Raw genomic sequence first — 20,021 nt, forward strand, 5'->3', positions numbered from 1 at the left:
ATGGATTTGTATAATTTTGACATGGGCTTTTTCTTCTGTTTTTTTTGGCGATTAAATTTTAGAAAATAGCCCATTTTTTGTTTAATTTAGGCGAATGTCAACAAAAAAGGGTGGCGAAGCCACCCACACATGTTGATGAAGAGCCTAATTTTTTCTTATTTGGAGGACCCATTGTAGAATATGATTATCTGGAGTGGCTGAAAAACTTATTTTTGTGGATATGGCAGAATTTAGGTTTTCAAAATTTGCGTTTTTCCCTGTTTTTCAGGTGCTTTTCTCTGTTTCGCTTCTGTTGGGGTGCGATGACGGTGGAAGTTCTAGCCCGTTGGGGGAAGAGGATTCTGAACGCCCTGGTTTTGTAAGGGTTCTTTCTTCAGGGAAATCAACTGTTCTTGGAACTGATGTCGGTACGGCCAAGGCTAATGAACGTCCGAAAATGACGGTCACCTTTGATTATGATTACTCCATCCAAGATCATGAGGTCACTTGCGGCGAATACAAATCCTTTGACAAGTCGGTAAATTGCCAAAAGGATAGTCTGCCTGTTTCCAATGTCAATTATTATGATGCGGTTCTTTATGCCAATGCCAAGAGCAAGAACGAAAAGCTGGATACGGCATACACCTATGTCAAGGCCTCCTATGACGGCGAAGGTCATTGCAATGGTATAGAAGGTTTGATTTTTCATCCGGAAGTGAATGCCTACCGATTGCCTACCGAAGCGGAATGGATTTTTGCCGCGAACATGGATTGGAATGTCCGTAACAGTTGGACTGCAGATGATGACGTTGATTCTCCTAAAAAAGTATGCTCCAGGAAAAAATCCATGGTCTGCGATATGGAGGGTAACGTGTCCGAATGGGTGAACGACTGGTTGGGCCTGTTCAGGGATACCACTATCTCAAATTATGTGGGGGCTCCCAATGGGGGGAGTCTTGGGGAACGTGTTCTGAAGGGCGGAAGTTTTCGCAACGAGTCCTCCTTTGTTAACCGCTACAGCCGCGGGGATGTGTATGTCGTGACTTCGACGACCCGGGCGTCCTATGTGGGTTTCCGTCTTGCGTTCGGTGCAATTCCCAATGCGGTGTGGTTGTCTGAAACAGGATTGGCTCAGAATAGCTTTGTGGCTCCTCTAGCCAGTTCTGCGACAGTTCGAAAACTTTCGGGGGCGTATCGGGCCAAGTTGGTTTTTCGAGATGACAGCCGCGGGAGCCTGGCCTATGTGGATTACTCGAATGCGTTCCTTTCTGTTGTTGAAATAAAAGATTCCATTGATTCCTACCATCCGGAAATTTCGCCAGATGGAAAGTGGGTGGCGTTCTGCACGGGGCTTGAAGGTGTTTCTGGAAAATCCTCTGTCTATGTTCGCAAGCTGAATGCAAGCGGCGAGCCTGCGATAAGACTGGATGTTGAATCGGCGGCCATACCTAGGTGGAATGTTCTTGAAAGCGGAGATACCGTTATCGTGTACGTTTCGGATGCCGGCGATAATAGCGATGAATCTACCTTTATGAAAAAGTCAACATGGCGTGTTCCTTTTTCTGGTGGAAAATTTGGCAAGCCTAAAAAACTGTTTGACGGATCCTATCATGGTGGCGTCCAGGGAAATTTTGCCGTTTCTGGATCGAAACTTTTGCGAGCTCACAAGAAAGATGTTGATACCGTCTGGTTTGATTCGAAACAGGCCTGCAATGTATCTTTGTCGAAATCCGGAAATGGGCAGACCCTGTTCCTTGATTTTGGGGACAAGACCGACAAGAATTTTGTGGGCGAAAAATATGGCGTTCACGAACGGATCCTGATTGCGGATAGTACCGGTGAACTGGTGAATTCTATTGGCGCTCCTTCGGGTTATGCATTTGACCATACCGAATGGGCCTCGTCAAATTTGATCGCTGCAACTTTGACTAACGGGGATGGCGCCCATTCCAAGGTTGTTGCCGTGAATACAAAAGATTCCAGCGTGACTGAACTGGTTGAAGGTGTAGAATTATGGCACCCTTCCCTATGGACTGAAAAACTGGATGCAGAACTGGATCAGAAACTCAGCTTGGATAGTGCGGCCGCTTATTATAGCGAAGATCAGGCTACCCACTATCTTTCGTACAAGTTAAGGCTGTTCTGGAATTACAAGGACTCCCTTGAAATTGTGGGCTTGGGCAATTCCCACATGAATGCGGGATTCTCTTCCAGTCTTTTGAGAAATGCCTTGAATATGGCTGTCATTCCTTGCGATATGTATTGCAGTCGTTATCTAATTGAAAATTATGTGCTGAACCATTGCCGTAATATTAAGTTCCTTGTTGTAGGTATTGATTTTGATTTGTGGAGGGATAGAGATGGGGTTGCTATTCTAGAAAACCAGGGCTCAGCTCTGGGGTACAAGTACGATATCAATCATGACTTCTGGAAGGATGGTTTGCTCAAGGGTTTTGTGGATGTTTCCCAGAAAAGCATGGTGGAAAATGAAGATATTATGACGACCTTTGATTATTACAGAGGGCAGGCGGCAACTGATGTTCAGAATGGCTGGTATGGCGAAGATGGTACTGCTGAAATTCTGGAACAAGGGTGGGATAAGGATAGCCCGAATCCAGAAGGAAACTACCAGGAACTTTTGAATATTTTGAAAATGGCAAAAAAAAATGGAGTGTATGTAATAGGTGTTGTTTTCCCCATCAGCCCCTACTATAAGAAAACAGACCAGTATGGTCGTCATGGTATGCTTCGCAGCACGGCAAAAAATTTCATCAAACGTTTAAAAGAACTGGATGAACTTGAAAAGTATTTTGTCCTGTTTGATGAAAATAAGATGGGGGATCATGATTACCCGTCTTCCATGGCGTATGATTATGACCACCTGAATATCTATGGATCCAAGCAGCTGACGGCACGACTGGACTCTCTTCTCAAGACTCTGGAGTAGTCCCTTTAAGATTGATCCTGTTCTGGATCCTTATCAAAGTCAGGTGTAATAAAGTCGGCGCAATATTGAGCAATCTGTTCGCGGAGTTTGTTTCCGCGGACTTTTCCCAACAGGATTTCTATATCTTCGAGCGGAGCGGCCATAAAGGCTTCTGCACTCTTGTATTTGCTTAGAATCTTGATGCGGGTTTCATGGCCGACGCCAGGCTGCTTTAGCCATTCCACTTCCAGATCCTTCTTGCGTTTGCTGCGCTGGTAGGTGATGGCGAAACGGTGGGCTTCGTCACGGGCGTTCTGCAGGAGTTTTAGGGCGGGGCTAGTTCTGTGCAGCACGATGCTCTTTCGGTCATCGGGGAATACGATTTCTTCGAGACGTTTGGCGAGACCGATTAGCGGTAAATCCTGATCGTGTCCCAGCTCCTTCAGAATTTGCATGGTGGCGTCCACCTGACCTTTACCGCCATCGCATACCCACAGGTCGGGCATGGGTGTGCCTTCATCTTCGAGACGGCGGATACGTCGGGTCATGACTTCACGCATGCTGGCGAAATCGTCTACACCCTCTACGGTCTTGATGATGAACTTGCGGTAGTTGGACTTGTCTGGTTTCCCGTTCTTGAAGGCCACGAGACTTGCCACCGTGTTGGTGCCGCTCAAGTGAGAAATGTCTACGCACTCGATTCTGAAAGGAGTCTTCTTGAGACCTAGAACTTTTTGCAGTTCGAAGACGCTCTGGTCGATTTCACTGTACTTCTGTACTTCGGCCCGCATTTCTACGAGGATCATGTCGGCGTTGGCACCTGCCAATTTCAGGAAGCCCAGTTTTTCACCTCGCTGTGGGTTGTTGAAATAGACCTTGTGTTTTGCTTGCTGCGTCAGGGCGTCTTGCAAAAGAGCCGCATCTTCGGGGAGGGCGATGTCTGTGGCGATTTCTCCGGGAATGAATTCCGCTTCGGCGTACCAGGTGAGAATCATCTGACGGAAAATTTCGGATTCGTCATCTTCAAGTTCGCATTTCAGCCGATAGTGGCGTCTGCCTGTAAGAACGCCTGCACGGTACTCCAGGATGACTGCGGCGGCTAGGCTTCCGTTGCGGCGCAGCGTCAGAATATCCAGGGAAAGGTTCGGGTCGGAAGTGTCGGTCTTGGCGTGGATACCTGTGGACTGAAGGGCTTGAATGGCGTCCCTTTTTTTGGCTGCCATTTCAAAGTCCAGGTTGGCGGCAGCCTCGTTCATCTCACGAGTCCAGATTTCCTGCAGGTCATCCCGCTTGCCTTCTAGCAGGAGTCTTGCCTGCATGACGTCCTTGTAGTAATCTTCGCGGCTGACGAGTCCTGCGCAGGGGGCCTTGCACCTTCCGATATGGTAATTCAGGCAGGGGCGTTGAGGCGTTCGTGCCGGCAGTTCCATATTGCATTCGCGGATCTTGAACAGCCTGGCGCAAATATCCTTCAGCTTGTCCACATAGCGGGAACTCATATAGGGTCCGTAATACTGATTGGAGTCCTTCCTGACGGATCGGGTCAGGAACAGCCTGGGGAATGGCTCGCGCACACTGAATGCCAAGTATGGGAAATGCTTGTCATCTTTCAGCAAGACGTTGTACTTGGGCGTGTGTTTACGAACAAGATTTGCTTCTAGGATCAGTGCTTCTTCTTCGGTCTCGGTAATGATCCATTCGATGTCGCGAATGTAGGGGAGCATCAGGGTGGCGGCACGGTGGCCCTGATGGTCGCTACCGTCGAAGTAGCTTCGCACGCGGTTCTTTAAAACCTTGGCCTTTCCGATGTAGATGATCTTACCGGAGGCATTCTTCATGATGTACACACCCGGTCGATCGGGCAGTTCGTTCAGTCTGCGCTGGATGTGTTCACTAACCGAAATCATGAAGGTTTTTCCCCGAAATTTTCAAGTACATTTTTTATAAAAATCAGCGGTAACTTCTAGAAGTTCCAATGAAAATTTAGTTATCTTATGATAGGAAAAGTTTCAAAGAATTTCAACTTATGGAGCGAAGATGAATTTTGAAAATATGAATGCGCTTTCCCAGAAGGTCGAAGGTGTCCTGGGGACTGTGCGCACCCTCAAACAGGAAAACGCCAAGGTTCGTAAGGAACTGGAAAATGCCAAGGCACAGCTGCAGGACAAGAGCATTTTGCTGGATACCGCAAACGCCAACATTGCGTCCCTGAAGTCTAACCTTAGCGATACCAATGCCAAGCTGACCGCTGTGGGTGCAAGTCTTACAGACGCCAAGGCTGCCCTGGACGCTCGCGTCAATCAGGTGAATGCACAGGAACAGGCTCTGAACGAAAAGCTGGTGAGCATTGCCAACCTCAAGAATCTTGCTGCCGAAAAGGATCGCGACATTGCGGCTCTGAATGGCATTATCAACGAAAAGATTGAATTGCTGAACGCCCTGAATGCAAAGGTGGAAGAAAAGGACGCCATCATTGCTAAACTCATGGATCAGCTCCAGGCTCAGTCCGACGAAATCGCTGACGCCCAGGAAAAGTTCAATCAGCTGGTGGCCACCATCGAAAACGAACTGGGCACCGACTTGAGCATCGAGGAACCTTCTGTAGAAACTGACGACGTTCAGGAAGCGGAAGAATCTGTCGAAGCCGTTGAAGAAGCTGTTGAAGAAGTTGCCGACGAGGTGGAACAGGCTCCTGCTCAAGAGGATCTGCCCACCATCGAAGTTCATGGCGCAGAAGAAAAGGAAGAATCCAAGAGTCGTGCGAGCGGGGAGGGCTCGCAGACAAGTTTTTTCGACTAAACTGGCTGATGGATGAAGATCCATTCGGCGTGGGGATGAAGTAAAATGGCAGAAATCGCACCTCTTAGATCAGTTAGCGTTTCCGTTGCTCAGGAACATATCCAGATCCGTACGGATTTGCCTGATGCGGAACTTAAGGAGATCGGTGATTTTATCGATCAGCGCTTTGAACGTTCGGCAAAGTTCCAGATGGATAACCGCAAGCGTCTAGCCTTGCTGTCTGTGGAACTGACGTCTGAAATCTTTGAGTTGCGAAAGCAGCTTCGCCGTGCCAAGGCCTACTACGAGCAGATGGAAAAGGATCTCAAGAACCTGAACCTTCTGCTTGACGAAGGTATGGAACGGTCTAACAGAAATGAAGAACTTTAATCCCATTAAAGATTAAAAAAGGGGTCCTGATAAAAATCAGGATCCCGTTTTTTTAAACTGTTCTTTCGCCTTGCTCGTTTGCAAAGCCTACTTGCTGGCGTTGTATTCGTTCAATGCGGCTACAACCTTTTCGTGGGCCACCTTGAGGACTTCTACCATGGCGGCGTCGGCGGGAGCCGTCTGGGGACGGAGCTGCTCTGTCAGTTCAGAGGCTGCCTGCTGCAATTCTGTAAAGGCCAGATTGGCTGCAACACCTTTCAGAGTGTGTGCGGCACGGAAGCAGTCGGGAATAGACCCTGCGCTGATGGCGTTCTGCAAGGAAACAAAGCTGTCGTCTTTCAGATACATCAAGGCGAACTTTTCGATGAAGGATTCCTTCATCAGTCGGTTCTGGGCTTCGGCGTAGTTGCCGTTGATCTTTGCGTACAATTCCTGGAGTGTCATTATATCTTTCCTTCGGCCTTGCACTTGGCAAGGAACTGCTTAAAGTCTTCTTCGGGGAGGGGCTTGCTGAAATAGTAACCCTGGATGTAGTCGCAGTTATCCTCGCGGAGTATGTTGACCTGGGTTTCTGTTTCGGCGCCTTCGGCCACAACTTTCATTCCAAGAAGATGGCACATGTCGATAATCATCTTGACGATGTGCTTGACATCGGGATTGTTTTCCAGCTGGCGCACGAAGCTCATGTCGATTTTCAGGATATCGAACTTGTAGTGCATCAACATGCCCAGGGAGGAATAACCGCTGCCGAAGTCATCCATCAGGAGCCATGCCCCCTGTTCACGCAGGGCGCTCAAAACGTCTCCGCGATTTTCCTTGAGGGCGGCGAAAGAGGATTCGGTAATTTCGTAACGTACGGAACCAGGTGCTGTGACGCGCTGTGCCACATGGTCAAGAATATTCTGGATCATGTCCTGGTCATAGAAGTCCATCCAGGAAAGGTTCACGGAAACGGGCACGGTCGGAAGTCCCTGATCATGCCAGCGTCGCATAACCTGGTTTACCTTGCGGTCTACGAACAGGTCTAGCTTAGAGATGAAGCCGTCTTTTTCGAGGACTGGGATGAACAGGTCGGGGCGTACGAAACCGCGAACGGGGTGAATCCAGCGAATAAGGGCTTCTGCAGAAGCGATCTTTCCGGTAGCGGCTTCCATGATCGGCTGGTAATAGACCTTGAATTCTTCGTTGGCCATACTGGTGTCGAATTCTGAAGTCACGGAAGCGGCGTTGATATAGTTGTTGGCCATCTTGTCGTCGAAGATGGCGTAAGGCTTAAGATATTCGTCTTCGATGTAGCTAAGGGACAGCTTGGCGCGGTCCACAAAGTTGATGACGTCTCCATCGCTGTCGATATAGCTGATGCCGGTACGGAAACGGAACTGCATGCTGCGTCCGGTCCAATCCAGAACCTGGTTGTTCTCGTGCATCATCGCATCGATGTTGATCTTGTCGGCCTCGACTAGGCACACGAAGTGGTCTGCCTCGAATCGAGAAACGAAAATGGGTTCCAGGCCGGCGCCCGACATTCCTCTGTAGGTCTGCTTTAAGACTGCGTCTCCGCCTTCTGTTCCGAGGACAGAGTTAATGGCCTTGAAATTCTTAACGTCAAAGAACATGACGGCGTACTTGGTACGGTCTTCGCACTTTTGCAAGAAATTGTTGGCCATCTGGAGGAAGCCAGATCGGTTATAGGCTCCGGTAAGTAAATCTCTATAGGAGTATTCGCGGCTGGCGATTACGTTCATTACACGGCGCAGAACGATCTGCGGGTTGTAAGGCTTGGCAAAAAAGTCTGCGGCGCCTAGATCGTATGCTCTAGACAGGGCTTCGTCGGTGGAGTCGCCGGAAATGATGATGACGGGGAGCTTGTGTTGCCACCCCCTCTTGTTGAATTCCTGTAAGGTTTCGTATCCGTTTAGGACGGGCATGACCAAATCCAGAAGTACCAAGCGAAATACGTGGTCGCCCTTTTCGATTATATCAATGGCTTCTTGGCCGTTGCTTGCCTCTACGATGTCGTACTCGTCTTCAAGAATCAGCCGCAACATCTCGCGGTTGATTTCGGAGTCATCGACAATCAAAATTTCATTTTTTACCATTTCGTACTCATGTAAAAAATTTAGATACGGGCTGGTCAGGGGGGCTTGGCTCCCTTCGCTCTCAATAAATCTAACCAAAAAAAACAAGTTTTGTGAGAAAAAAATAACAAAATGAGGATTATCACATTGTTTTCGTGTATAGAGGGGCAAAACTTCTAAATTTGGGTGACATTTTTGATCTCCAGTAGTGTTACACGGGTATGAATAGGCAAGAAATCGCAAGCAAGATGGCTTTTTCCAGGCTTTATGAAAGCTATGGGCCAATGGTGTTTCGCCGATGCGTCGCCTTGTTGAAAGATGATGCGGAGGCTAGTGACATGATGCAGAACGTATTTTTGCGGATTTACGAACGTCGTGACTCGCTGGATTTGTCCTCTCCATCTAGTCTGCTGTGGAATACGGCAACCAGGTTATGCCTGAATCGGATCCGTGATAAGGCCCGCCGTGGCGTAAATACCTGCAGTGAAGACTTGCTTCTGCAGTTGGCGTCTTTAGACGATGAGGTGGATGCCTACGAAGCCGGCAGTGTCCTGAAAAAGATTTTTTCGAAGGAGCCCGAGTCTACCCGTACCATGGCCGTACTTCACTTTGTGGATGGAATGACTCTGGAAGAGACGGCCGAAGCTGTTGGACTTTCTGTAAGCGGAGTTCGTAAACGTTTACGCACACTGCAATCCAAGGTTAAGAATTTGGAGGTCAAATAATGAAAACGAAAATGAATGTATCCGATTTGAAATTGGAACAGTATTTGACAGGGGACCTGCCTTCTGATGAAATGCAGGAACTGCGTCGTCGTGAAGCGACTGATGAAATTTTCCGTGCTCGTCTGCAGGCAATGCGTGACGAAAATGCCAAAATTTTGGCGGACAATCCCTTTAGCAATTTGTCACCCCGACTTGATGAAATCGATAGGGGAATGTCCGGTGATTCTCGCATGGTGGCTCCCAGTCTGTTTTTGAAGGTTGCCGCCGTCATGGTTATCGCCCTGGGCATTTTTGCTGCAGTTTTTGTATCGGGTGGCGAAAGGAATCTTGGCGTGAAGGGTGTTGACGGTTCAACTTCTGAAGTCGCTATGGTTTCGGTTGATGATGGAACCCGCATCAAGGGGCTGGAAGCTCGGATGGAAGTCTGGAAGAAAAATGGTGAAACCGCTGTCCAGATGGAAAATCTGGGTGCCGCTAGCGAAGGCGATGAATTGCAACTCCGCTACTCGGTCCCTGAGAAGTGTTACGGCATTCTCTTTAGCATGGACGGTAACGGCGTCTTGACGGTGCACTTGGGTAATGGATCTGGATCCATCGCTCTGGAACCGGGTAAAATGGTGACTTTGCCTTTTGCGTATAAACTAGATGACGCTCCTCATTTTGAAAAGTTCTTTTTGATGACGTCCAGGAATACGTTTGCCATTGATGGAAATGATATTGATGCATCCTTGAAGCAGGAAGGCATTAAGGTTGTTGAATTTACGGTAAGCAAATTGGAAAAGTAGCGGGGGTTGAAAATGAAAAAGGTGTTGATTAAGGTTTTTGATAGTGTGGTTGGTGCGGGACCATGGAAAAGTATGATTGGTCTTTGCCTGCTTTCCTTTGCCATGTTGTTCCTTATGGTGGGTCGCATTCATGCTGCTGCCGCAGTTGCTCCGGGGTTGCCTTCGACGACCATCGATCGCTATGTGATTGCCATTAGCGCCAACAATGGCGGTAAGGGACGACCTGTTCTTCGCTATGCGGAATCCGATGCCAAATCTTTCGCGGCGGTGCTTAAGGATATGGGTGGAGTCAGTCAGAAGAATGTCTACCTGATCCAGGAACCTAGTGTGGCTTTTTTGAATGCCCACTTTGACAATGTTGACAAAATCCTGGCGAAGGGCAAGGGGAAAAGCGGCCGTGAGGAAGTGCTTGTCTATTACAGTGGCCATGCCGACGAAAAGGGACTGCATCTAGGTGAAGAAACTTACAGCTGGCAGGAATTCCGCAAACGTGTAGATGCCCTGAATGCCGATGTGAAGATTGCTGTCATCGATGCCTGTGGTTCCGGTGCCATTACCCGAGCCAAGGGAGGTGTGGCTGTTCCTGCCTTCATGGTAGACCAGAGTAGCGACATGAAGGGCTATGCCTTTATTACCAGCAGTACCCAGGATGAAGCTAGCCAGGAAAGCGATAAGTTGAGGGGTTCCTTTTTTACCCATTCCCTGGTGAGCGGTCTACGCGGTGCGGGAGACTTGAGCGGCGATGGCAAGGTGACATTGTCCGAGGCTTACCAGTTTGCCTTTAACGAAACTTTGCAGAAGACGGAGACCACCATGGGTGGAGCTCAGCACCCCAGTCGAGACATGAATCTGACGGGTACGGGTGATGTGGTGATGACGGACCTGCGCAGTACTAGTGCCGGTATGATTTTGGATGAAGGTATAGAAGGCCGAGTTTTTATTCGTGACGCCTCGAACGAACTGGTAGCTGAACTTTATAAGAAGTCCGGTAGATCGATGAGCCTTGGTCTTCCTGCAGGAAAGTACACGGTTCGTCTAGAAAGGAATGCTGACCTGAATGAAACGAATGTTGAACTTACCAATGGAAAACAGCAGAAAGTGACCGTTCGAGACTTTAAGGCTGTATCCGCCGAAAAGACGGTGGCTCGTGGCGAAATCAAGTCTTCTGTTGTTGATGAGAATATGGAAGCCCGCTTTGATTCCCTGGATCATAATAGTAGATTTAGAACAACATTTAATGCGGCGGATAAAGCCCACGAACCTCGTAAGGGCCTGATGATGGGTGTGTTCCTGTCGAAGTCGGATGATATTATGATTGGCGCTCAGGCAAGCCTGATTGGAAACCTGGCTAAAAATGATATGCACGGTATGCAGGTTTCCCCGATATTCAATATCGGCAAGAAAAATTTCCAGGGGGTGCAACTTTCCGGTGGCTTTAATTATGCGGGACATATGGATGGTCCGCAAATCGGTCCTGTGAATGTCATAACGAATACAAGTCCCAATGCGGTTCAGGTAGGTGCCGTTAACGTAGCAAGGAGCGCACGAGTTCAGGTTAGCTCAATTAATATCGCCAGGGATACCGTAAGTGCAACCCAGGTGGGTGCCATCAACATTGTAGGAACGACTAACGTTCAGGTGAGTGCGATAAATGTCGCTAGGGATGCCCATGTTCAGGTTGGCGCCATCAACGTGGCAAAGAAGGTTGACGATACCCAGATTGCTGTTATCAATGTAGCCGGTAAGGCGACGGGCCGCCAGTGGGGTGTCATCAACGTGGTGGGTCACGCCGAAAAGACTCCTATCGGTCTTATCAATATCGTTGGAAATGGTGTATGGAGTTTTACCGGATCCATCAACGAGATGAATGCCCCCGCCATGTCCGTTCATTTTGGTACGGCCTACCTGTTTACGGCACTTGAATTCTCCCGAGCCCTTCAGAAAGGTTTTGATGAATTCGAGGATGTCTATGAGAACGGCATCGGTCTCGGAACCCAGTTCGGCCAGTACGGTACTCATCTTGAACTGGAGTACATGTTCCTCCATGTTACGGATAAGTACGGCGAAGACCGTGAGGAAGAGGACTATAAGGGAAATTTCCACCATCGTATCCGTCTTGGCGGTACCGCCAGGCTGATTCAGGGAATCGGACTTTCCGCCGGCGCAACTTTGAATCTGGCCACGGAGGGTTATGGCGAAAGAATCCTCGTGGAACCCAAGGGAAAGTGGCATGACGACTGGAATTATCACGGTCATAAGGCGAAATTCTGGCCTGGAATGTATGCCGGTATAACATTTGGGCGATTCTAAATCCTCAAAATCTTCAAAAATCCTCAAAAAACGTGAAAAATGCAAAAAAGTCCCTCTTTTCGAGAGACTTTTTTATTTTCTTACAAAAAACATACGCGAAGAAATGTAAATTCTGCCTATCATTTAGTTTTAGTTTAGGTATGGTATGGCTAAGCATAGTGATTTTATAGTACGTCAGAACGAGGCCGAAGCTAATAGAATTGTGGCTAGAGTGCTTCGGATGACTCTTTGCATTTTCTCTCTGGTGTTGATCCTGAACCTTTGCAGGGTATTCATTATCGACCAGAAGGTGATGCTTTCTGCCTTTGGTTTGAGTGCCCTGCTGCTTTTGGCTCCTACAGTCATTAACCGTTTTGTGGATAATGCCAACCCGAATTTAAAGTATCTGTATGTGATTCTGTCCAGCCTGTTCTTGCTGGTTATCGAAACCACCCTTTCGTTCCATGCGGTGGTGGTGTATGCGTTTCCTATCGCCCTGGCCTGCCTTTACTTTTCTAGGAAGCTGACTTTGCATATTTGGTTCCTGACGGTGGGCGTTTCCATTGTGGGGCAATTTGCCGGTTTCTATATGGGTTGCGTTCCCGACCAGAACTTCCTGGTCTTTAAACGTCTGGTGCTGTTCAGCATTTTGCCTAGAACCCTCTGCATTTTTAGTATCGGTAGCTTGATCTATTTTATTTCTGCCCGTACCACAAAGCTGGTGGATCGGCAGATTGCAGATACGGCGAGAATCAAGGAACTGAATACGGACATGGTGATGGGTTTTGCGAACCTGGTTGAAAACCGTGACGAAAATACGGGTGGTCATGTCAAGCGCACTAGCCGTTATGTGGAATTGCTGGTGAAGGAACTGCACCGTCGTGGTGTGTACAAGGATATTATTAACCACGACTTTATTCACGACTTGGTGAATGCGGCTCCTATGCACGATATTGGAAAAATTGCCATTCCCGATCATATTTTGCAGAAGCCGGGAAAGCTGACCGACGAGGAATATGCCATTATGAAAACCCATGCGGAACAGGGTGGCCGAATTATTCGTCAGACCTTCTCCCATATTGGTAATGCCGGGTATAGGCAGATCGTTTATGACGTGGCTCAGTTCCATCACGAAAAATGGAATGGTCGCGGTTACCCGGAAGGCCGAAAGGGACAGGATATTCCCCTGGCTGCTCGCATTATGGCTGTTGCCGACGTATTCGATGCAGTTTCGCAGAAACGCTGTTACCGCGATGCAATCCCTCTTGATGAATGTTTTTCCATTATTGAAAAGGGCCGCGGAACGGATTTTGAGCCTATCCTTGTTGACGTATTTTTGGGGATGAAGGATCCTATCCGTCAGACCATGGATGAAATTGCCTAATTATTAGGTGACACTTATCGTTCTTTCTGGTGTTTAACGGTTTAGAATAGTAATTGCTAATTTCTAAATTGGTAGACAAGCGCGAGAGACGATTTGAAAAAACTTCTTTTATACCTTGCAATGTTTTTGTTGCCTGTCTTGGCAGTGGCGCAGGAAGCCGCTGGTGAGGGGGCGTCTCTTGCTGCACAGAAAGGGATTCTGTTTTACGGCATGGTTCAGGATTCTTCCTTTGCTCCCGGTGAAAAACTGAATGTGGAAATTCTTGAAACTGGCGAAGCCCTGCAAACGGTCGTGGGTGAAAATTTCCAGGTGATGCTTCCCGAAGATACCCTGTGGAATGTTTGCGTTACCAATTCCGACACCAGTGGCGCCGAAAAGGAAAAATGCTATGAGTTGGTCTACCATGGCCAGGATAGTGTTTTTAGCTCAGTCATTGGCGATGCCGGGTTGACGGAATCTGTTGCCGAGGCTAATGAGGGAACTACTGGTACGGCTGATGGTGACGATTCCAAGACTGCTGTGGCAGCAGCAGATTCCGTGGAACCGCGAAACGACTCGCTACAGAACGATCCTCAGGAAAAAGATGTAGATGTGGATGCCCTTTTGGCTGCAGGAAGCAACGGCAAGGTGACCGAAATGAAGAAGGTGGTGGTGCAGTTACGTCGTCGCCCCAAGCGCAAACCTGGTGAGTCCGTTGTTAGCGCCAAGAGTATCAAGCGCATGCCCGGCCTAGGCGAAGCGGATGTGATCCGCAGTATCCAGCAGTTGCCCGGTGTGGTTGCCAGTTCTGACTTCAGTACGAAAATTTATGTGCGCGGTGGGGCCGCCGACCAGAACCTGTTCCTGTATGATAACGCGGTGGTGTATTCTCCAACCCATTTCTTCGGATTGTTCAGTACCTTCCTGGTGGAAACCATTGACGGTGTGCAGTTCTACAAGAGTGGATTCCCTGCCCAGTACGGCAACCGTCTGAGTTCCGTTTTGAAAATGGATGGTCGCGCCGGAGGTAGCGATACTACGGAGGAATGGTTCAGCCGTAGCAGCTTTAAGATTAGCACTTTTGCCGCCCAGCTCCATACCGAAGGCCATGTGGGTGATGCCCGTTGGGTGATCGCTGGCCGTACCACTTACATCGGCTATATGCTGGATTTGTGCCGCGCCCTGGGTATTCTGGATTTGGCCATCGATTACGAGTTTACCGATTTGCAGGGAACGTTCATGTATGATTTCGATCAGGATACCCGATTGAAGTTCAGCTTCTACACCGGCAAGGACGTTCTTGAATTTGATCCCCTTTATGTGGACTGGGGTAATGTGGCTGTTCCCATTAATTTCTACCACCGCTTTGGCGATTGGGATTATAATGCCACTTTGGCGTACAGCCGTTTTTACCAGACAATGAAATTGACGGACTTGATTAATATCGGTCAGGACCTTTATACCTTTGCGGCAAAGCAGTGGCTCAATTTCCGCGGAATCGATAATCATGTTCTAACCTTTGGCTATGAACTGGAATATGACTGGGATAAGTTCTATGAATACATTTCCAGTATGAGGGTGGAAGATGTCCAGAAGCCTTTGCACCATGTTCTTTATGGGCAGGATGCCTGGCGCCTGAATGAGGACTGGCTGTTTACTTATGGGTTGCGTCTGAATTATCAGGACCTGTCCAAGGATTTTGGAATTGAACCTCGCCTGTCTCTGGTGTGGAACATCGATGATCGGAAGACTTTGGAATTTTATGCTGGACACTACCTGCAGTATATGAACTCCATTATGTTCGGTGACGGCGAAGCTCTTAACGAATTCTACTACCCGTCGGTAACTACCAGCAAGGGTAAGCACTTGAAGCCCGCTCGATCCAACCTCTTTGCGGTGGAATACAAACAGGCCCAGATTGCAGATGAACTTGATTTTATTGCAGGCGCCTATTTCAAGACGCAGAACAACTTGAACACCTTCATGATGGTTCAGGATTCAACAGATGAAACCGCTTCTGCGGACTTTTTGATGGCGGATAATTTCGGAACGGCCGAAGGTTATTCCATGGGCTACGAACTTTCACTCCGTCGTGAAAAGGGTGCGATCTTCGGTGGCATTAACTGGAGCCAGAGTCTCAGCGTTCTTAAAAGCAATGACGGTACTAAACCCTATTTCCCCAGTTGGCACCAGCCCTATGCCTTAAAGCTGGATGCGGGTATTAACTGGAGGGGTGAAGATGGATTAAAGCCTCACAAGGTTAAGGGACGTTACTTTAGGTCTTCTGTGGTCATGAAGTATTCTGCAGGCATGCCTATCAGTGAATATCTAGGCTATTTCTACCAGCAGAAAATGGAAGATCAGAAGTATACCGATAATATCCAGGTTATCCCTGGTTCCCGCAATGCAGGCCGCCAGACGCCCTACTTCCGTATTGACGTAAAGGCCATCGATATTGGACGTGAAAACAAGTGGAACTTCAGCTGGACCATTATCAATCTGACGGACCACGAAAACATGTTCTATTCCTACTACGATACCGACAAGAACCCGCCGGAGTATAGCTCGATTTCTCAGTTCCCCTTTTTGCCGATCATGATCAATTATGAGTATTACTTCTAATAGGTGTGAGGCTTCTCGGACAAGAAAAGCCTTAACTCGTGTTTTGCTTCCTACTGTTTACTTCCTACTATCTACTATTCTCGCGGCCTGTGATTTTCAGGGGCCTTGGACTTACTATCCGGAAGAGACGGAAGTGTACCGCGGTATCTATACTTTCGGCTATATCGTAGCCGATGAATCGCCCTATGTCTGCTTTTCCAAGGTGTATGAATTGGACGAAACCTCTGCGGAAAATTTCGCTTTCTATGATAGTGCCAGTGTGACGGTGTCAGGAAATTTTGGCCGTGCAGAAGGGGATTCTGTAGCCCAGTTGCAATCTCTGGAATCCAAAGGAAAGCCTAATTGCTTTGGTATGGATGAAGTGGGTTATGCAGGTATTCCTGGCAAATCCTACACTATGAATGCAACCTTCAAGTGGGATAGCGCGGGCCACAAGGTGACTTCCAAGATGAAGGCTGAAACGAATATTCCTACCAAGATTCATGCTAAGGGCGTCATTCCGCCTAGTGTCAAGGATGATGCCGCCTTTGTCAAAAATGATTACAGCTACTTGCCTTTTGAATTCCTGGGATTTCCCAATGATGTGAAGACCTATAAAATTCCCATGGAGTATGACGAAAGTGTCCGTGGTGTTCTTATGACCATGTCCTACGATAAGATGGAAGGTGGAGAGTCCATGAATACCACCATAAACAATATGCTGGGTTCGTTCTTGGATCCCGACTCCACTGGTTATGGCGGCGTTTCAACAAAGAAGCCTGAAGAAAGTACGGCTAGCATGGGCTTTATGACCCGTATGATGGTGGCCGGTCGAAATTCGTTGGACACAATGGAGTATCCCGGAATGACTGTTCCTGTCGGCAAGTCTACCATTTATTTCTATGCTACCGATCAGGCTTATTCGGATTATGTGAATACGGTGCTGGAGGCCATCAGTGATTCCCGTGTGGTGCCCAAGAGCAACGTGAACGGAGGAACGGGCGTGTTTAGCGGCATGCTGAAGGATTCCTTGCTGATGGAAGTGTCTGCAGAAAATTATGTGACGTACACGCATATGCGTGGCTGGGATTGCCTGCAGGAAGGTGGCATGGCGGAACATGTTCCGTTTGAAACGAAGTGGTGCCGCTTAATAGAGGAATCGGTTTGTGTTGAGAAAGAGCAGACGGATGATGGTGTAAAGGTAAATCTCCTCGCAATCAAGAGCCATTGTGTTTCTGTTGCCGAAAAGGTCAGAATTGAATTGTCTGACACTTATGATTTTAAGGTGGCGTGGAATGACTACATCGATGAAATTGCCAAGAACGATGATGAATGGTGGTGGGGCCGTGGAAACCGTGATAAGATTGTTTCTCAGAAGGGTTCCATCAATGATAAGGCTTTGTTCATGTTCTGCGCAAACAGCGATTTTGTAAGCAACCGTGTGGCCAGTTGCGATAGTCTGCTTGAACAGTGCCAGATAAATCTGGAAAAAAATAAGTGCAAGGAATCCCTTTGGGAATGGTGTTCTGACCGTGACTGGAATATTTCTGAATATCCTCAGTGCGGGACCGCCTTGGTTAGCCGTTATTATCTTGAAGAAATCCAGTCTCCGATTTTGAAAAGGGTGGTGGACAATTGGTGCAAGGAACACCCCAAGGATGCACAGTGCAAGCGGTAACAGAATTTGTAATTTGAAGTGTTTAAGAGAACGAGTATGAATATGAAAATAAAAACACTGGCTTTTTTAATGTTCGTTGCGGTGTTTGCCGGTAACGTCTTCGCCGACGTGGATTCCGACATTCGGGATCTGCAACTGCAGAAGGAAACCCTTAACAGCGAAATCGCAAAATTGAATTCGCAGATTTCCGCTACGGATTCCATGCTGAAGGCAGACGAAAAACGCTATAAGACTTTGCAGGATCGCTATAAGTCGGACTCGGAACGTCGTAAGGCTGAAATCGATTCCTTGAATACCAAGATCAAGGCTGTTGCCGCTCAGCTGAATGATGAACGCAACAAGCAGGCTCGTGCCAAGAACCGTAGCGACAATGTGGCCGCCAAGCGCAAGGCGCTCATGACCACGTTGGCTTCCCTCAGCAAGCAGCTGGAATTTCAGGTGGGGCAGACTTTGCCTTGGAATCGTGACGTTCGCCTGGACCGTGTAAAGTCCCTGACCCGCGATATAGAAAGTGGAAACGCTTCTGCCGAAGAATCTTTCTCCCGCCTCAAGGCGCTCATTGCCGAAGAGACCAAGTTTGGTGATGAAGTGGCCATCATCAATTCTCCGCTGACCCGTAAAAATGGTGAACTGATCAACGCACAGATTTTGCGTATCGGAAATCAGTGGATGGTCTACGCCGATGAAAATGCAACGGTTTTCGGTTCCCTGGTTCGCAAGTGTGCCGGCGATGCGGGCAAGGGCTGTGCTTCTGTAGAATACGAATGGAATGAAGACCTGAATTTGGAAGAACGTGCCGCAGTAAAGTTTGCCATCGATGTGAAACAGGCCAAGAAGCCGCCTCAGATGGTAACGCTGCCCGTAAGCCTCTCTATTGTGAAGGAGGGCAAGTAATGAAGAACTTGATTCTGATTGCCTTGTTGTGCGTTTCCTCTGCTTTTGCCTGGCCTTGGTCCAGCGACAAGAAGTCTGCCGCCGTCGATAGCGCCTTGATTTTGGATTCCCTGAAACGTGAGGAATTCAAGAACTTGCAGCGTGAAGTGGATGCCCTTACCCGCATTCGTTTGCAGAAGGCCGATTCCCTTGAAAAACTGGAAGCTGAACATTGGCGTAAGCGATATAATGAAACTCAGCTGACAGAAGAACATCAAACTGAAACCCGAGAATTGGATGGCCGCTATTCCAAGCTTTCTACGGATTTAGGCCGCGTCAACGAAGAAGTTCAGGCCAGCAAGGATCTGACTACGGATGCGGAAGAAAAGGCAAAGTCCGATGAAGGGGCTTACGATAATTTTAATACCCAGGTGAAACTGGCCGTTGAAAAATCCCTGGGCGAAGTGACGGGTGATTATCCGGTGGGAATGAACGATCGTCTGTTGCGCCTGAAGAAAGCCCAGAATGATGCGGATGCCAAGAATCCCAATACGCTTGCCGCCATGCGTGCCTACCTGGAAGATGTTCTGGGTCGACATGAACTGACCTACACTCAGTCTTACGGTAACGAAAAATCCCAGGTGGGAAGCCGCCCCGATGTTAACGTGAACCGCCTGCGTCTGGGTACGGTGTTTCTGGGCGAAGTGGCTACAGACGGATCTGCCGATGGTCTTGGCGAAGTTCAGGCCCTGCTCCGTTCCGGTGCTCTGCAGGGTAAGATTTTCGAATGGAATTCAACCTTGCCCATGGAACTTTCTGCAGGTATTCGTGGTGCTGTAAACGAAGCCGGTTCCGCTCCGGCCGTGGTCAGCGTCCCGCTGGATGTTCTCCAGAATAAGGCTGTAAAGAATTCCATTACCGATACCAAGGAATTGACCTGGAAAGAGGAACTGCAGGCTTTCTTCAAGAAGGGTGGCATTGTGATGTACCCCTTGATGCTGGTGGCCGCTTTCGCCTTGCTCCTGTGCCTGGAACGTTTTATCATGCTCACAGTCCGTGGTCGCGTCGGTCGCCGTTTTGTGAAGAAGGTGCATTCCCTGGTTGATGAAAAGCGTTATGATGATGCCGCCAATTATTGCCTGAAGCATATGAATAGCCTTTCCATGGTTATGTTTGCGGTGGTGAATCGCGCCAGGGATTCCCGTGAAACGGCGGAGCGTGCCTTGCAGGAAGCCTTGCTTCGTGAACAGCCGAAACTGGAACGCAGAATGGGATTGCTTGCCGCCATGGGTTCCATCGCCCCGCTGTTGGGCTTGCTGGGTACTGTGACCGGTATTATCACCTTGTTCAACGTGATTACGGAAGTGGGAACTAATGATGCCCGCGTTTTGGCTGGAGGTATTTCTGAAGCCCTTGTTACGACAGAAACCGGTTTGATTATTGCCATTCCCGTGATGATTCTGCATGGCCTTCTCAGTGAAAAAATCGAGAAGGTGACCAGCGAACTTTATGTGCAGAGTACGACCTTGTTGAATAAGATTTTCCCCAAGGCATAG

14 protein-coding genes are annotated in these 20,021 nt (G+C 48.4%); 11 read left to right on the forward strand and 3 right to left on the reverse strand.

Going from position 1 to position 20,021, the window contains the following annotated elements; genetic code table 11:
* Positions 1-220 precede the first annotated feature (220 nt).
* Positions 221-2,926 (forward strand): TIGR02171 family lipoprotein, encoded by a 2,706-nt coding sequence (locus BUB73_RS12205; RefSeq protein WP_073286332.1) that lies wholly within the window; start codon positions 221-223, stop codon positions 2,924-2,926.
* 5 nt (positions 2,927-2,931) lie between these two features.
* Here the strand turns inward: BUB73_RS12205 and uvrC are convergent, their stop codons facing one another.
* On the reverse strand, positions 2,932-4,812 hold the full coding sequence (uvrC, locus tag BUB73_RS12210) for an excinuclease ABC subunit UvrC (protein ID WP_073286216.1): 1,881 nt from the start codon (positions 4,810-4,812) through the stop codon (positions 2,932-2,934).
* Between the two features lie 130 nt (positions 4,813-4,942).
* Between uvrC and BUB73_RS12215 the strand changes: the two genes are divergently transcribed.
* Both BUB73_RS12215 and BUB73_RS12220 read left to right on the forward strand, forming a co-directional pair.
* Complete coding sequence (locus BUB73_RS12215) at positions 4,943-5,704, forward strand: hypothetical protein (protein ID WP_073286219.1); 762 nt, start codon at positions 4,943-4,945, stop codon at positions 5,702-5,704.
* A gap of 45 nt (positions 5,705-5,749) precedes the next feature.
* Positions 5,750-6,073, forward strand: a complete 324-nt coding sequence (locus tag BUB73_RS12220) for a hypothetical protein (RefSeq protein WP_073159711.1) — start codon at positions 5,750-5,752, stop codon at positions 6,071-6,073.
* Positions 6,074-6,160: 87 nt separating this feature from the next.
* Here BUB73_RS12220 and BUB73_RS12225 read toward each other — a convergent pair whose 3' ends face one another.
* On the reverse strand, positions 6,161-6,517 hold the full coding sequence (locus tag BUB73_RS12225) for an Hpt domain-containing protein (protein ID WP_073159713.1): 357 nt from the start codon (positions 6,515-6,517) through the stop codon (positions 6,161-6,163).
* The gene (locus BUB73_RS12230) at positions 6,517-8,172 is read right to left on the reverse strand and encodes a putative bifunctional diguanylate cyclase/phosphodiesterase (protein WP_073286222.1); all 1,656 of its coding nucleotides are present in this window, start codon (positions 8,170-8,172) and stop codon (positions 6,517-6,519) included. The genes BUB73_RS12225 and BUB73_RS12230 overlap by 1 nt, the downstream gene beginning before the upstream one ends.
* A gap of 200 nt (positions 8,173-8,372) precedes the next feature.
* Here BUB73_RS12230 and BUB73_RS12235 point away from each other — a divergent pair, with 200 nt between their 5' ends.
* The 8 genes from BUB73_RS12235 to BUB73_RS12270 all read left to right on the forward strand — a co-directional run bounded on the left by BUB73_RS12235 (position 8,373) and on the right by BUB73_RS12270 (position 20,021).
* Positions 8,373-8,876 (forward strand): RNA polymerase sigma factor, encoded by a 504-nt coding sequence (locus tag BUB73_RS12235; protein ID WP_073159717.1) that lies wholly within the window; start codon positions 8,373-8,375, stop codon positions 8,874-8,876.
* Entirely contained in the window at positions 8,876-9,661 is a 786-nt protein-coding gene (locus BUB73_RS12240) for a hypothetical protein (protein ID WP_073236058.1), read from the forward strand. The genes BUB73_RS12235 and BUB73_RS12240 overlap by 1 nt, the downstream gene beginning before the upstream one ends.
* Before the next feature lie 12 nt (positions 9,662-9,673).
* On the forward strand, positions 9,674-11,971 hold the full coding sequence (locus BUB73_RS12245) for a caspase family protein (RefSeq protein WP_073286224.1): 2,298 nt from the start codon (positions 9,674-9,676) through the stop codon (positions 11,969-11,971).
* A 145-nt stretch (positions 11,972-12,116) separates the two neighbouring features.
* A complete protein-coding gene (locus tag BUB73_RS12250) occupies positions 12,117-13,334 on the forward strand; it encodes an HD-GYP domain-containing protein (RefSeq protein WP_083538196.1) in 1,218 nt (405 codons plus the stop codon).
* A 144-nt stretch (positions 13,335-13,478) separates the two neighbouring features.
* Entirely contained in the window at positions 13,479-15,935 is a 2,457-nt protein-coding gene (locus BUB73_RS12255; RefSeq protein WP_254795029.1) for a TonB-dependent receptor plug domain-containing protein, read from the forward strand.
* Between the two features lie 43 nt (positions 15,936-15,978).
* Entirely contained in the window at positions 15,979-17,592 is a 1,614-nt protein-coding gene (locus tag BUB73_RS12260) for a hypothetical protein (RefSeq protein ID WP_139259209.1), read from the forward strand.
* 42 nt (positions 17,593-17,634) lie between these two features.
* The gene (locus BUB73_RS12265) at positions 17,635-18,486 is read left to right on the forward strand and encodes a DUF3450 family protein (RefSeq protein ID WP_073236128.1); all 852 of its coding nucleotides are present in this window, start codon (positions 17,635-17,637) and stop codon (positions 18,484-18,486) included.
* Positions 18,486-20,021, forward strand: coding sequence for a MotA/TolQ/ExbB proton channel family protein (locus BUB73_RS12270; protein WP_083538195.1), 1,536 nt, complete (start codon positions 18,486-18,488; stop codon positions 20,019-20,021). The genes BUB73_RS12265 and BUB73_RS12270 overlap by 1 nt, the downstream gene beginning before the upstream one ends.

The organism is Fibrobacter sp. UWH6 (assembly GCF_900142465.1).
In the GTDB taxonomy this organism is placed as follows: Bacteria; Fibrobacterota; Fibrobacteria; order Fibrobacterales; family Fibrobacteraceae; genus Fibrobacter.